Here is a 14,638-nt window from a genome sequence, read left to right as displayed (position 1 = left end):
GACCGAATTCCTGCCAATCCCGCGCCGGCCGTCCGGAAAATGTCGAAAGCCGGCTTCCGCCTTATTCCACCAGCCCGGTCCGCTCTACGCTCTCGACGAACCATCGCTGCGCGAACAAGTACAGGATGAGCGGAGGCAGGATGATGAGGAACGAGCCCGCCATCTTCAGCGGCTCGTCGAACAGCGACGGACCTGTCTGCGCGGCCTGCTGCGTGATCGCCGCGTTGATCTGGGAGACGCCCATCGACAGCGGAACATCCTTCGCCCCGAGCAGGAACATGCTCGGCGTGTAGTAGTCGTTCCATGTCCAGACGAAGGAGAACAGGAACACGACGAGGATGGCCGGCCTCGACAGCGGCAGCATGACGCGCAGGAAGACGCGGAACACGCCCGCCCCGTCGATCCGCGCCGCCTCCTCGAGCTCCTTCGGCTGCGTGGAGAAGAACTGCCGGTAGATAATGACGAACAGCGCGCCCTTCAGGCCATGCCCGAACAAGGCCGGGGCGATGATCGGGTAGTACGTCTTCATGATGTGCAGCTGGCTCGCCGCGAGCAGCTCGGGCAGGATGAGCACCTGCTGCGGCACGACGAAGGTCAGCAGCAGGCAGACGAACCAGAAGTTCTTGAACGGGAAGTCGAGCCGGGCGAAGGCATATCCCGCCACGGCGCAGCTGAACGTCTGAAGCACGGCTACCGAGACGGAAAGCGTCAGGCTGATGCTGAACCATTTCGGATAGTGCAGCTTCGCCCACGCATCCTTCAGCGTTCCGGTGAACACTTGACGCGGCACCCAGCTGACGGAGGGATCGATCAGATCCCCCGCGTTTTTGACCATCGTCGTAATCATGTAGAGGATCGGATTCAAGTAGATGTACGCGATGTCGATGAGCAGCAAATACAGGAACAGCCGGAACAGCAGCCCTTTGTCCGCTTCCTTGCCCAGCACGACGTATCGGGTTTTCGTGAGCGTTCCCCGCAGCTTGGCGACACCCAGCGCCGGGCTCTTGCGGTCGGTTATGATTTTGGCCATATCGTGAGCCCCCTTTCTACGTCCGTGCCGCTTGCATGGAGCGGAAGACGCGGCTGAACAAGAAATAGACGATGCCTAAGAACACGAAGATGATGACGAAATAAATCCACGCAAGCGCGCTCGACATACCGTACTCCGACGTATTGACTTGGGACAAAATCGGGTTGCCCGGAAATGTGAACAAGTCGACCGTCGTGTAAATCAGGTTTAGCAGGATGAACGGCAGCATCGCAGGCAAGGTGATTTTCCAGAACGTCTCCCATGGATTCGCTCCGTCGATGCGGGCCGCTTCATAGACCGAAGGCGGAATCGTCTGGCGGCCGGCCAGGAAGATCAGAATCTGCACCCCGGAGTACCATAGGATGAGCACGAAGGAGTCCAGAATCCGCACGATCGGAGTCGCCCAAGTGCTCGGCAAGTAGGTCACGACCAGTGTCGCCAGGTTGTAGCGGCTCAAGAAATCGAGATTCCCTTCGCCCTGGACGATAAACTCGTTCACCACCTGCCCGGTCGTGAAGATAACCGGCAGGAAGAACACCGCGCGGAAAAACGTACGCCCCCAAAACCGCTGATTCAGCATGATCGCCACAAGCAGCGAGAACACGACGATGATCGGCAGCATGAGCACCGCCTGGCGCAGGAACGGGATGAGCAGGTTGTACAGCAGATCCGCGTTCTCGAACAAAATGTATTTGTAGTAGTACAGCCCCCGGTATTTCGTCGAGATCCCCGTGGCCAGTATCTTGACCTGGTGGAAGCTCATGTAAAACGAATACCCAAGCGGAAACACCATGAACAACAGAAACCCGGCGATCCAGGGAGCGATGAACAAGGAACCCTCGAGCTTGCGGATCGTAGTGGCTTTCATTTTGCGCTTCAAGCCGATCATCGCTTGTCACTCCCTTTCACGATCAGAAAGTCTTCCGGCTTCACGGTCTTATCTCCGTAGGGATAGGGGGTCACGCCGTAATTCACGACGATCTTCTTGCCGTTCGCGTAAGTGACCTCGCGCACTTGATCGGTCACAATCCGGTGGCCCACGATAAACTGGTCCTGTACATCGCCCAGCGCCTCGTTCCACATCTGGTACTCCTTCACCGCCGTCTCCTCCCAATCCCGATAAGCCGGACTATAGAGGAACATATGCTCGGCGTATTTCAGCTCCTCCGACGCGGCGCTTGTGAAGATGTAGCTCGGATTCGCCCCTTGCTCGATCGCTTGCAGGAAGCCCTGGCGGAACTGATCCCGTTCATTGGACGGATTCGCCGTATACGGAACGAGTCCATGCAGGACGATCTGGATGAAGGGAATGCCCGCTTTCGTAAATAAGTCCTTCGAATACTCCGAGCTGAGGTTGGCGATCGAGTCCGAGTATGGCGCGGCGTACATATTGGATCGGGTTGTGATCACCTTGCCGACCTCCTCGCGGAACCGCTGCAGGATCGATTGCTGGATCGCCCGGCTCTCGTCCCGCGCCGACCCGTACCGGTCGTTGAAGTCGCTTTGAAGCCTTTGGCCGAGGCCTTCGAGCTCTACCCCAGCAACGCCCAAGCTTTTGAAATAGGCGATGTCCTTCTCGATAATCTTCTCCTGGGTGAACTTCAGGCTGACCAGGTTCTCAAGCGGGGTTCCGCCCAAGTCCCGCAAGCCATGCCGCTTCTCGGAGAAACCGCCCGCTCCGTTCGTGTTGGACATGTAATCCGCCTGCAAATAGACCGGGATGTCGAACATATCCGCGAACTTGATGAACTCCTTCATCCCGCGGTCCCCGCCGAGCCGTCGATCCACGCTCGTGAGTCCGCCCGACTCGCCGATTCCGTCTTCCTGCCAGCCCCAATACCGGACTTGCATATTGTCGATGCCGAGGCCGTTCAACCGCTGCACCATCTGCATCGCTTCGGACGTCGTCGTAGCTTTCAAATACCGGCTGTTGATAAGCCCTTTGGCCGTGTCCGCGCCCAGAATGATCACATCCATCGGCACCTTCGACGTGCTCTTCGGCGGCAGCTTCTTGACCCCCGACGTCTCCATGAGATACTGCCGGTACCGCTCCGCCATGCCCACATAATCCGATTTGGCGCCGTCCAGCAGCAAATAGCGGGTTACCCGGTCCGAGTGGAAGCGGTCTTTCTTGTTGTACGTAATAAAAGAGCGGTTCTTCTCCCGGTTCGTCACTTGCTTGTACGAGGCCCGATAGTTCGCTTGGCCGGCCGTCCAGTTGTAGGAGCTGAAAACCCCGGATGGCGAAGCCAGCACTTCGGCGAATTCCGCCCCATCCTCCAGCACGGCCAGGAAGCTGCGATTCTCTTGCTTGGCCCCGAAGATCGGCATCCTCATGCGCTCGCGCGGGTTGTCGAGCGTCGTCGTCTTGAAGGCGATATCGTCTCCGTAGACCGCTTCCCGGTAAATCCGGGTCACATTCGAGCTGGTCGGATCGTATTGGATGAGCGCGCCGGATCCGTCCGGAATGAACATGTAGCCGTCCTGCCCCTCGGAGCGCTCCGCCCCGAAGAACGGATACAGCCGCACCCACAGCAGGCTCAGATTGCCTTCCTTCAGTCCGGCATCGACGATCCGCGTCGTGACGCTGTCCTTCTCCAGCTTGACCTCGACCGGGATCGACAGCTGGGCGGACGGCATCTCGAACGTTACGCGGAACCCGCCGTCGAACGTCTGCAGGTCCTTGATCGTCCCTTTCTGATCGAGCAGGTTCGATTCCTTCGGCTGCGACTTGTTCCCATTCAGGTCGATGTACTGGAACATGATCGGCGAACGCAGGTGCGTACGCCACAGCCCGGTCGTCGTATCTCTCATCCATTGGGCCGGATCGGGGTAGGAACGCCAGATGCGGCCGTCCCGTTTATCCTCGACGAGGAACTGGGCCGTCTTGGCGTCGAGCTTCAGGCGGAATTTCTCATTCTCGCCCACGGTCTTAAAGTTCGCCTCGCTCGGCAGCTCCTCGAGGCCCGGGTTGATTTTGTCCGCCCCCGGAGGATTGACCGCCGCTGCGGCCGTGGACCGGTCGATGGACTCGATCTGCAAGTGGGTCGCGACGAACGCCGCCACACCGCCTAGTATCAGTACGGTTACGATCCAGCGTATCGGGAGGCGAGCCAGGATTCGTCTTATCATCGCAGCCTCACCTCCTGGTACACTTCATAGACGAACGATTTCAGGTCGCTCGAGATCCCGAACGTGGTCATGAACAGCACCCCGACCATCGCGAAGGCAAAGACGCTGAACGCGATGTTGACGCTTGTCTCCCCGACCGTGTAGTTTTGCAGCGCCTGCACTTTCCAGAAGAACATAAGCGCGATCCAAATCAGCATCCCATTGTACAGATCTTTGTAGATAGCCACCTCCGACAACGTCATGACGTTCGAGAGAAGCGCAAGCGGAATGCCGATGAAGAGGAGCGGCACTAGCGCGTAGCTGCTCGCGATGAACACGTCCCGGAACCGGCCTTCCCCTCGATAGATCGAGCTGACGAAATAGTTGGAGACGACCCAGCCGATCCAGAGGACGGCGAATTGCAGGAACAGCATCGGCAAGTTCAACCGATTGGGGTTCCATGGATTGAACGGAAAGCTCGTGTACACCGCCGTAACGGCAATGGACCCGAAGACGAGGAGCAGGATGGCGAGCGCGCTCCAATAACTGCCCTTGTTCTCATACCGCAGCGCGGTGAAGCCGTCGATCGGATGGCGGACGATCGTGAACATCTGCTTCAGCTGCACGACGATCGGCCGGGTTGAACGCGTGCGCTCCTTCCAGGCCAATCTCCATTTCGTCTTCCGGGTGAAACGGTTGATCAGCAGGAACCCGATGCATACGGCGACTACACTGGTGGCGAGCGCGGAAAAGTGCGACTGGAACCACTTCAGCCGGATTTGCCAATACGCGTCCGAATAGCCGGACTTGCTGCCGCCCAGGTAGAAGTAATGCAACGCGTGCTCGTAGTCCGCTTTCTTGTATGCCGCTTTCCCCAGCCCGAGATGGGCCGGCGTGAAGAACACGTTCAGGCGCAGCACTTCCTTCCACGGCTTCTCGCTCTCCTCGTAGCGCCCTTCCAGCGTCAGCCGGTTCGCTTCGTTGACGAGCGCCCCGAATTCCGACAGGCGGAACACTTGAATCGTCCCTTCCTGTGTGTCGAGAATGTACAGGTCGTTCCGGGAATTCGAGTCGATTGCGGTCGGATTTTTCATCCGGCCGAGCTGTGTCGTCGAGTCCGGCGAAGGCCCCCCCCAGAAGTAGAGCAGGTTGCCGTTCGCGTCATACTGGCTGATCACTTTGTAGGAGCTGTCGATCGTCGTCATGTTGCCGTTCCGGTCAATGGCGACATCGATCAGCTGCGACTTCTGGTAGCCTTGGCCGGAGACGAATCTGCGCTCCCAGGGCCGCACCTCGCCGAACGTGCGAGACGCGCCGGCGTCATCCTTCTTGATCATGTTTTGCCCGCGTATGTTGAGCTTCTTCAGCTGATTCGAGCTAATATTCCCGGACGTCGTCGTATAGATGAACCCGTCCTTGTCTACCGCCACGCTGCTGATCGACCCGGGCAGCTTGCTCGTCTCGTTCTCGTACATTTTCTTCGTATACAGCTTGCGCTTCAGCTTGTCGAGCGCCGACAGCTCCGTTGCGTTCGCTCCATAGAAGCTCTGGAACTGGCCGTCCGGATCGAGCTGGAGCAAGCCCTGATAGCCGCCCAGCGTCGCGATGTACAGGAACCCGCGCTTGTCGACGACTAAGCGGATCGGATCGAACTTATAGCCGGCGGGGATGAACTTGGACTGCGGCTGCTTGAATTCCTTCACCAGCTTCCCTTCATGCGTCAGCCGCACGACCCGCTTGTTCCCGGTGTCCGCCACGTAGATGTCGCCCTCCGGACTCACGAACACCCCCTCCGGCTTGTTCAGCGGACTCTCCGGTACGGTCAGGAACCGCAGCCACTGGCCGTCGGGAGCGAACTCCACCAGTCGGTTGTTTCCCGTATCCGCGACGTAGATATGGTCCTGACTGTCAAGAAACACGTCCTTCGGCGTCAGCATCGGAGACGGCACCAGCGTGTCCGGCTTGTTCTTGTCCGGCGCCTTGAGTCCCGCCCCTACGACTCCGATCGGGGAATACGCCGGCTGCGTCCAGATGATGTGGCCGTCGCTGTCCTTCGAGTTCGTTTCGGCCCGCGCCCCCGCCGGCCAGGAAGTCAGCAGCAAGGCGCCGAGGAGGAGGACCGCCCCTATTGTGCGAAGCCCCGGCTTGGGCCGCTTTTCACATATACTCATCGGTTGCACCTCCCTTCTACTTCTGTCATTTGATGCCGGAATGGGCCATCGTCGCGATTACTTTCCGCTGGAACATCAGGAAGATCACGAAATTCGGGATGAACAGGATAAGCGCCGCCGCAGCAGCCGCTCCTTGACGCGCGACGGTGTTCACCAAGCCGGTCGTCAGCGTGGACAGGAAGAACGGGAACGTCTTCATCGCCTCATCCTGCATGTAGAGCGAGGAGGTGGTGATGTTGTTCCACGTGCCCTGGAACGACAGAATGGCGATCGTCGCCACCGCCGGCATACAGATCGGGATGACGATCTGCAGGAAGATGCGGATCTCCCTTGCCCCGTCTACCTTGGCCGCCTCGAGGAGCTCGTTCGGGACTTGATCGATGAATTGCTTCATCAGGAACACGCTGACCGGAGCCGCCAGGTGCGGCAAGATATGTCCCCAGTACGTATCGACCAGGTGCAAGTTCACTACGACGAGGTAGGTCGGGATTTGCACCGTCTCGGACGCGAACATGAGCGACAGCAGGATAACCGCGAACATCGCGCGATGCCCCGGGAATTTATGCTTGGAGATCGGATAGGCGCATAATGTGCTTACGACGATCGTCGCAGTGACTACGAGCACGGCAACGACCACGCTATTGAACAAGTACCGTGTGACCGGCACCACGGAGGAACTGGTCACGACGAAGAGCTCGATGAAGCTCTGGAACGTCGGGTTCCGGGCGAAAATGTTCGGCGGGTACACGAACAGCTCGCTGTACGGCTTGAGCGCATGGTTAAAGATGTAGACGATCGGCAGCAGCATGAACAGCGCGAACAGCGTCAGGAAGACGTACAGCACCTTGTCGAAGGCGGTCGTCCGCTTGAGCCCCGCCCGGCTCCGCAGCCGGATCGCCGCCGCGTTCTTCTTCAAACCTCTCATGATGGCGGCCATTATTCATCCCCCTTTGATCCGAACAACCGGAAGCCGAGCCGATTCGAGAGATACATCAGGACGAGCAGGAACACCGACACCGCGGCCGCGTAGCCCATCTCGAATCGAACTTCCCCGTAGTCTTGGATATGGCTGATCAGGAGCGTCCCGGAATACTCCGGTGTAGGGAAGACGCCCGACAGCTCCTGGCCGATTGCCCCTGCCTTGAACGTACCTACGATGGACATCACGGCGCCGAACAGCATCTGCGGCTTCATCGAGGGAATCGTGATGTACCAGATTTCCTGCAGCCTGCTCTTGATGCCGTCCAGCCGGCCGGCCTCGTAGAGCTCCTGGTTCACGCCGAGCAGGCCGGCGAGCATCGCGAGGAAGCCGACCCCCATGCTGGACCATAACGTAACGACGATCATCGAGTTCATGAGATACGCCTTGTCCGTAACCCATAGGATCGGTTCGTCGATGAAGCCCCAGTTCAGCAGGAAGCTGTTCAAGTAGCCGATCCGGTCCCCGGTCAAGAGCGGCAGCCAGACGATGCTCATGGCGATCCCGGCCGTGAGCGACGGGGTGTACATGGCGAGCGCGTACCACGTTCGGGCTTTCGCCGGCAGCTGCGAGATGAGCCAGGCGAGCAGGAACGCCGCGGCGTACCCGCCCGGGCCGACGATAAGCGCGAACTTGATCGTATTCGGCAGGGCGTATTTCAGGAAAATCAGATCCTGCGACAGCAAATATTGAAAGTTGTCCCAGCCGATGAATCGCGGGGACTCGATCGCATTGAAATACGTGAAGCTGAGCGCGATCGCCAGCAGGACCGGCACTAGAATGAACGCAATGAAGCACAGTAGGAAAGGAGCTATGAACGCATACGAGAGCCGGTATTTCCAGAGCAGCTTCAGAAACCGGGTGATCCGGACGGATAACGGCTCCGAGTCCCGGCCCGATTCCCGCCTGTCAATCGGCTGTGTCAGATGATTAGCGGACATACGGGTTCACTCCTTCCCAAGGCTGAGTCACTTGCGGCAGATCGAGCGTACGCAGCACTTCGCCCACCGAGTTCACGAAGCCGAATTCCTGCTGCTTGCGCACCATCTCCCTGTCGAGATTGGCGATTGCTTCCTCGAGCGATTCCCGGTCGTTCATACCGTTCACTACGGTCCGGTTCCAGGCGTTGCCCAGTTCGCGCGTCAAGAAATAAGAGCCGGGCAAGTTCGGAATTTCCTTGTACCAACGCCACTGCTCCAGGATGACCTTCAAATCGTCCTTCGGCCAAGGCAGCTTCGTGAAGGCATCGATGTTGGCCGTGCTCCAGCGGAACGCGATGCCGTTGAACGCCTCCAGATCGGTCCCGTACCGCACCTGCGTATCGGAGGAGACGAGCCACTTGAGGAATTCCCACGACTCCTTCGGATGCTTCGAAGACTTGTAGATGAACCCGGTCGTCTGCCCGCCGGCCGCCCAGCGCGCTACGGTGCCGTCGGCCTGCTTCGTGCCCGGCATCGGGGCGATGCCCCACCAGCCGGCCAGCTCCGGCGCCGCTACGGTCAGCTGTACGTAAGTGTTGTAGTCGGCGACCCCGATCGGGAAATCTCCCTTGCGGAAGTGCTGGAAGAAGTTCGGTACTTGTTTTTCCAACGCATAAATGTTGAACAGATCGGTCCATTGCTTGAACCCCTTAAACGCCTCGGGCACGTTCATCGCCGAACGCATGCCGTCCTTACTGAAAAACTCCGCTCCGTTTTGGTAAAAGAAAGGCAGGCTGTCCGTCGGCGGCATATAGAAGTTGTATCCGTTCTGCTGCAGGGTAGGCAGCATGTTGTACACATCGGTCCACGTGTCCGGGATCGTCAGGCGGAGCCGGTTCAGAATATCCTTCCGGTAGAACAGCACCTTGAACGACTGGGTCTCCGGCAAGGCATAGTAGCCCTGGTTGTAGTAGAACGGCAGCATCGCGCCCGGGGCGAACTGCTTCGCCACCTGCTGGAAGTCCGGGAACTGCGACAGATCCAGCAGTGCGTTTCGCATCGCGAAGTCCGTCGACTTGTCCTGCGGCTGCCCCAGTGCCACGTCCGGCGACAATCCCGCCGCATTCGCGAGCACGAGCAAATTCTCATTCGGCAGCAAATTCACCTTAACCCGGATTCCGGTTTGCGGCGTGAACGATTCGTTCACGAGCTCCTGCAGCAAGTTCACGTAGTCGCGGCTGCGGTTCACCCATACGTTCAACGTGTCTTCGTCCACCGTGTTGATATCTTCCTTGCGGATGAACGAGTAGATGAAATTACGGACCGATCCGCTGACCCGCTGCCAAAGGTTCGCTTCCATCTTCGGCAGCGAGCCGCCGGCCGGCTCGATATAGATCTGATCGAGCTGGAGCGGAGAGCGGACCAGTACCTCCCGAATGCCGCCGAGGCGTTCGATCATCGAGGAGATGTCGTCCATGTGGTACGGAATTTCGTTCGGATGCTTGAGGTAGCCGGCCAAGTCCTGCAGCGCCGTCTCCATCGTCTGCACCGTGTTGTCCCGCGCCTTGTTCGCTTGCAGCATCATATCCTTCATCTGGGTCAGCTGCGCCTTCGCTTCCTCCAGCTGCTTGGGCAGCTCGGGGAATTCGGCGTCCACCTTCCATGTTCGGTTTTTGTCCACCTGCCCGCCATTCATCGCTCGAATCTCTTCATCCACCTGACGCAACAGGTTAATCACCCGTTCGCCCTGCACGATGATCGGCTGGAACGGACCGACGGTTGCCGTCATGCTGAGCGTGTGTGTACCCTTCTCGAGATAAAATTGAAATGCCTCTCCGTTCTCCTGACTGAGTACCGCGCCTTTCCATTTGAACGAATAGGGGAACCGGTATTCGAGCAGCTCCTGGAACGGGACGTTCCCGTCGATCGCGATAGTGCGGAACACCGCTTTGTTCGACGCGAAGCCCTGGAACGAGCGCATGGCGATCTTGTACATGCCGCTCTCCGGCACCTCGAACGTCCACGCCGCGGACTGGCCGCCCGTCGCCCACCGGTCGCCCCCGAGCGTGTTGAACCGGATGTAGCCGCTCGTCTTCGGGAGGCTTAGCGGGTCTTGGTTGGCGACCATCTGGATGCCGAGGTCGTTTTTCCACGATGCCTGCTCCGCCTGGATGACCGGTACGGCTGCAGACGGGTTCGCATTGCTCGACTTACTCGCGGCCTTCGCCTGCTCGTAGTTCGGCAGCGAGGCCGGAGGCTTCAGCGTAAGCGCCTCGATGACGATCGGCGTCGAACCGGATATTCTCAGCTTGTGCTTGCCTTTGCCCAGGTACCACTGGAATGGGGTGCTGTACCCGCCGGCCGCATCCATGAGCGGCTCATTCATCCATTGCTTCAGCTCAACCGGTCTCGGCCGGATGTCGTCGCCGTTCGCCGCTTGCTTGAGCGGGAACTCGTCTTTGAATTTCCGCCGGAAGGTCAATGCCCTCGCTTCGCGAAACGGGTACTGGCCATCGATCTGCATCCCGAGCACCGCCGGCTGCCGGCCCACGGACTGGGTGGACGCTTGGTTCGCCTCGTTGTACGGATGGTAGGCGAGCGCCATTTCGTACAAGCCGTCTTGGGCGATGTCGACTTCGTATTCGATCCAATTGTCCCGGTCGCTCTTCCAGACGAGAACGCCGGATTTGCCTTCGTAGCTGCCTTCGGCCGCCAGCTTTTGGGGCGCTTGCGCGGTCAGCGCCGTTCCCGGGATGCGGATGGCCGCTTGCGAGGCCGGCTTATAGCCTTTTTGCCGCCAGTCGGCCAGCACGTCGCCGTAGTAAGGGCCTAGCTCGTCATTGAGAGCGAGGGACGGCTTGTCGGCTGAGGCGGCCGTCGTTGCCGGAGGATCGGCTGCGAAGGCCGGCGTGATCGGCGCCGTGTAGCTGTTGCCCGAGACGAGAACGGCCGCGGCCATCGCCAGCATCGCGACCGGCCGCCAAAGGGGCCATTTGCTGCTCATATGTGTTCCTCCCTCGGTCAATCGATTAGGCGGGCGCCCGTATCCACGTCGAAATACAACGCCTTGCTCATGTCGACGGCCACTTCCAGCTTCGTATCTTCGTCATACATATTTCGCGGGTGCACGCGCACGACCAGGTTCGTCTTATTGCCGATGTCCAGATAAGCGTACCGGTCCGCCCCCATCAGCTCGCTGAGCAAGTGAATGCCAGGTATGATCGCCTTCGGGAACGCTTGGAACATGATCTCCTCCGTGCTGGCGTTCTCCGGCCGGATGCCGAGCAGGACGACCTTGTTCACAAGCCGCTTGTCGCGGAGCTCGGCTGCTTTCCCCTGCGGAATCTCCAGGGCGAAGCGGTTCGTGTGAAATTCCAGCCGGCCCTCGTGCTCTTCGAGGCGGCCCTGGATGAAGTTCATCGGCGGGGAGCCGATGAAGCCGGCCACGAACGTGTTGACCGGGTTGTTGTAGATTTGCTCCGGGGTGTCGACCTGCTGGATGATGCCGTCCTTCATCACGACGATCCGGTTGCCCATCGTCATCGCTTCCGTCTGGTCGTGCGTCACGTAGATCGTGGTGACGCCGAGCTGCTTGTGCAGCTTGATGAGCTCGGTGCGCATCTGCACCCGCAGCTTCGCATCGAGGTTCGACAACGGCTCGTCCATGAGGAACACCTCCGGCTCCCGGACGATCGCCCGGCCGAGCGCGACCCGTTGGCGCTGGCCCCCGGACAGCTGCTTCGGCTTGCGTTCGAGGAAGGGCTCGATCTCGAGGACGCGGGCGGCTCGCTTCACGCCGGTGTCGATCTCGTGCTTCGGCATTTTGCGCAGGCGCAGGCCGAACGCGATGTTCTCGTACACCGACATGTTCGGGTACAGCGCGTAGTTCTGGAACACCATGGCGATGTCCCGGTCCTTTGGCGGCAAGTCGTTCACGAGCTTGTCTCCGATGTAGATCTCGCCCTTGCTGATGTCTTCGAGCCCTGCCACCATGCGGAGCGTCGTCGACTTCCCGCACCCGGACGGGCCTACGAATACCATAAACTCCCGATCGTGGATTTCCAGGTTGAAATCTTTCACGACGGGCTGCTTGTCTTTTCCGTACATCTTGAATACGTGGTTGAATAAAATGCGAGACATGCTGGCAAACCCCCTCCTCATTCACGGATGGTAACGCTTTCGTGCTTCTACCATCATTGTAAGGGGGGGCGTATGAATTTGGTGTGAAGGTTGTGTGGAAAAGCTGTAAACTTGGCGCGTCAGTTTGGCGCTCGTACCGGGCATGGCGATGGGCTCCGACCGCTGTTGAAATCGTTTCGCTTGGATTGTATGGTTGCTAGGGTTGCGACACGATTTCAAAGGCGGACGCTAGCGCTTCTCCGCTCCATCGCCATGCCCTCTTCGGTGCCGGCTTTTCCTCGTGGGAAGGGGGTAGTAGAAAGATTGGTTACTTTAAGGGCGGGTTCGTCCGGGGCTCTCAGTTAGTGTGGAATTGCGGCGACAAGCTTTAGAACGGCGCAGGGCCGATTCTAGAGTTTAACGCGTTGCACTTCCCTCCACTTCTCGTATTAACAAATTGGGCCGCCTTCTTACGGCGAGCGGGTGATAGGTAAAGCCGATGGGCATCCCCTGAAGCTCGAGCCAGCTGCCTCGCAAATCCTTGACACTGGCATTCTCCTTCTGCGGGAAGAGGGCTTCGGCCACGATATTTCCAAAGCCAAATAATACAAGAGGCTGCTTCTGGTGGAGCTGCAGCTGTAAATGAGGAAGACATGCCGCTCTTGCCTCGGGCTTATTGTAAGTACGCGTCGGTCGGCATTTGAGCAAATAGGTGACATAAACCGAATCTGGCGCGATCCCCGCTTCCCTCATGCCGAGTTGGAGGGTTTCTCGGGTACCGCATAGGAACGAATTTCCTTCCCGATCTTCCCGGGCTCCCGGATTACAGAATCATCATTAGCGTGGCGCTTGGATTTCCTTCCCCCCAAATGACACGGGTCCGCTGCCGGGATAGTTCGCAAAGCTCACAATGCCGAATCCCTTCGGGCGCTTGTTCTTCAGGCAAGATAATAAAGGGATGATCCATTTCCGTGTCGTGCAGCTCCTTCTTCCAAATCACACATCATGAATCCATTATGCCCAACCGAAACAAAAACTTGCCGCGTTTTCCAATTCATCCGGTTTCACGTTTCTTTCAACCATCCCCGACCACTGGGCATCTTTCTATGGTATAATCCTAGATGGCATTGCCGTATGAAGAAGTCGTGTATCCACATGTAAGGGGTTGAGATAAAGTGCAAGTAAGCGGTTTAAAAATGCGGCAGGAACCGCGCGGAGCCCGGACTGTCGTAATGGTGTTGGCGTTTCTTCTGATTGCCGCGGCGGGTTTATTGTATGTCAAATGGTGGCCGTATTATCATAAAGCGTTAACGGCGGCGGACACCCATTCGATCGGCAAATCGATTCTTGGGGAATCGGCCGCGCACGCCGGCACACCGACGTGGAAAGACGCGGTCGGATACGCGGAGACCTATTTCAAATCCGTCTGGAAAGCGGCCGTACTCGGCATCTTGCTGGGCTCGCTCGTGCAGGTGCTGATTCCTGTACACTGGCTGCTCCGCCTCTTTGGCAAATCGAATTTCGCGAGCGTGCTGTGCGGAGGTCTCGTGTCGCTTCCGGGCATGATGTGCTCCTGTTGCGCGGCCCCGATCGCCGCGGGATTGCGGCGCAAAAACGTGTCGGCTGGCGCGGCGCTCGCGTTCTGGATCGGCAATCCGGTGCTCAATCCGGCGACGCTTGTGTTTATGGCGTTCGTGCTGTCCTGGAAGTTCACCGTGCTGCGCATCGTGCTGGGCATTCTGCTGACGTTGGGCGTTGGTTTTATAGCCAACCGGATGATGAGAGGCCAAGAAACGGAAATGAAGCCGGACCTGCTGATTTCCTCCGCAGCCTCGCCGGAGTCGTCGACGGCCTCCTTCTGGAGCCGATGGATGAAAAGCCTTGGCCTCATGCTGCTGCAGGTCGTGCCGGCTTATTTGATCGCCGTGCTCGTTCTGGGCGCAATGAAGGTTTGGCTGTTTCCGCTGTCGGTCGGGTCCGGTGCGCTCGTGGTCCTGCTGTTTGCAGTGGCCGGAACGCTGTTCGTGATTCCGACGGCGGCGGAAATCCCGATTATCCAATCGTTCCTCGCTGCCGGCATTGCAGCCGGCCCAGCGTCCGCGCTGCTGCTCACGCTGCCCGCGGTCAGCCTGCCGTCGCTTCTGATGGTGTCGCGGTCTTTCCCGCGCAAAATTTTACTGCTCGTGCTCGGAGCGGTCGTCGCAACGGGGATCGTCAGTGGGTGCATCGGCGCTCTTTGGCTATAAGACTCTCGAAGGTAAATAAGCAGTAACGCGGCAAAAAGGGACGAGACCTGACGGTTTCGCCC

At 58.8% G+C, this 14,638-nt stretch carries 9 protein-coding genes and 1 pseudogene; 1 reads left to right on the top strand and 9 read right to left on the bottom strand.

Translation table 11 applies throughout. The features are described from left to right. Nucleotides 1-61: 61 nt before the first annotated feature. From ACI5FR_RS22645 to ACI5FR_RS22605, 9 genes and pseudogenes are all read right to left on the bottom strand, one after another. Nucleotides 62-1,030 carry a carbohydrate ABC transporter permease gene (locus ACI5FR_RS22645; RefSeq protein ID WP_405458546.1) on the bottom strand — a complete coding sequence of 323 codons (969 nt, stop codon included), beginning with the start codon at nucleotides 1,028-1,030 and terminating at the stop codon, nucleotides 62-64. Nucleotides 1,031-1,046: 16 nt separating this feature from the next. Then, nucleotides 1,047-1,919, bottom strand: a complete 873-nt coding sequence (locus ACI5FR_RS22640; protein ID WP_405458545.1) for a carbohydrate ABC transporter permease — start codon at nucleotides 1,917-1,919, stop codon at nucleotides 1,047-1,049. Continuing rightward, nucleotides 1,916-4,162 carry a DUF5696 domain-containing protein gene (locus ACI5FR_RS22635; protein ID WP_405458543.1) on the bottom strand — a complete coding sequence of 749 codons (2,247 nt, stop codon included), beginning with the start codon at nucleotides 4,160-4,162 and terminating at the stop codon, nucleotides 1,916-1,918. The genes ACI5FR_RS22640 and ACI5FR_RS22635 overlap by 4 nt, the downstream gene beginning before the upstream one ends. Beyond that, the gene (locus tag ACI5FR_RS22630; RefSeq protein ID WP_405458542.1) at nucleotides 4,159-6,312 is read right to left on the bottom strand and encodes a YIP1 family protein; all 2,154 of its coding nucleotides are present in this window, start codon (nucleotides 6,310-6,312) and stop codon (nucleotides 4,159-4,161) included. The genes ACI5FR_RS22635 and ACI5FR_RS22630 overlap by 4 nt, the downstream gene beginning before the upstream one ends. 25 nt (nucleotides 6,313-6,337) lie before the next feature. Next, nucleotides 6,338-7,249, bottom strand: a complete 912-nt coding sequence (locus tag ACI5FR_RS22625; RefSeq protein WP_405458540.1) for a carbohydrate ABC transporter permease — start codon at nucleotides 7,247-7,249, stop codon at nucleotides 6,338-6,340. Then, nucleotides 7,249-8,232, bottom strand: coding sequence for a carbohydrate ABC transporter permease (locus ACI5FR_RS22620; protein ID WP_405458537.1), 984 nt, complete (start codon nucleotides 8,230-8,232; stop codon nucleotides 7,249-7,251). The genes ACI5FR_RS22625 and ACI5FR_RS22620 overlap by 1 nt, the downstream gene beginning before the upstream one ends. Beyond that, nucleotides 8,222-11,215 (bottom strand): extracellular solute-binding protein, encoded by a 2,994-nt coding sequence (locus tag ACI5FR_RS22615; protein ID WP_405458535.1) that lies wholly within the window; start codon nucleotides 11,213-11,215, stop codon nucleotides 8,222-8,224. The genes ACI5FR_RS22620 and ACI5FR_RS22615 overlap by 11 nt, the downstream gene beginning before the upstream one ends. A gap of 17 nt (nucleotides 11,216-11,232) precedes the next feature. Continuing rightward, the gene (locus ACI5FR_RS22610) at nucleotides 11,233-12,351 is read right to left on the bottom strand and encodes an ABC transporter ATP-binding protein (RefSeq protein WP_405458534.1); all 1,119 of its coding nucleotides are present in this window, start codon (nucleotides 12,349-12,351) and stop codon (nucleotides 11,233-11,235) included. Nucleotides 12,352-12,747: 396 nt separating this feature from the next. After that, nucleotides 12,748-13,297, bottom strand: a pseudogene (locus ACI5FR_RS22605) (uracil-DNA glycosylase). Between the two features lie 229 nt (nucleotides 13,298-13,526). Between ACI5FR_RS22605 and ACI5FR_RS22600 the strand changes: the two are divergent. Beyond that, nucleotides 13,527-14,576, top strand: a complete 1,050-nt coding sequence (locus tag ACI5FR_RS22600; RefSeq protein WP_405458531.1) for a permease — start codon at nucleotides 13,527-13,529, stop codon at nucleotides 14,574-14,576. Nucleotides 14,577-14,638: the final 62 nt, after the last annotated feature.

Source organism: Paenibacillus sp. HJGM_3 (genome assembly GCF_045062745.1).
In the GTDB taxonomy this organism is placed as follows: Bacteria; Bacillota; Bacilli; order Paenibacillales; family NBRC-103111; genus Paenibacillus_AA.
Note: the sequence above shows the minus strand (reverse complement) of the source record. Positions and strands in the feature narration are given on the sequence as shown.

Coding starts and splice junctions, on each gene's coding strand:
- ACI5FR_RS22645 (WP_405458546.1), bottom strand. CDS start 1,030: ATGGCCAAAATCATAACCGACCGCAAGAGCCCGGCGCTGGGTGTCGCC.
- ACI5FR_RS22640 (WP_405458545.1), bottom strand. CDS start 1,919: ATGATCGGCTTGAAGCGCAAAATGAAAGCCACTACGATCCGCAAGCTC.
- ACI5FR_RS22635 (WP_405458543.1), bottom strand. CDS start 4,162: ATGATAAGACGAATCCTGGCTCGCCTCCCGATACGCTGGATCGTAACC.
- ACI5FR_RS22630 (WP_405458542.1), bottom strand. CDS start 6,312: ATGAGTATATGTGAAAAGCGGCCCAAGCCGGGGCTTCGCACAATAGGG.
- ACI5FR_RS22625 (WP_405458540.1), bottom strand. CDS start 7,249: ATGGCCGCCATCATGAGAGGTTTGAAGAAGAACGCGGCGGCGATCCGG.
- ACI5FR_RS22620 (WP_405458537.1), bottom strand. CDS start 8,232: ATGTCCGCTAATCATCTGACACAGCCGATTGACAGGCGGGAATCGGGC.
- ACI5FR_RS22615 (WP_405458535.1), bottom strand. CDS start 11,215: ATGAGCAGCAAATGGCCCCTTTGGCGGCCGGTCGCGATGCTGGCGATG.
- ACI5FR_RS22610 (WP_405458534.1), bottom strand. CDS start 12,351: ATGTCTCGCATTTTATTCAACCACGTATTCAAGATGTACGGAAAAGAC.
- ACI5FR_RS22600 (WP_405458531.1), top strand. CDS start 13,527: ATGCGGCAGGAACCGCGCGGAGCCCGGACTGTCGTAATGGTGTTGGCG.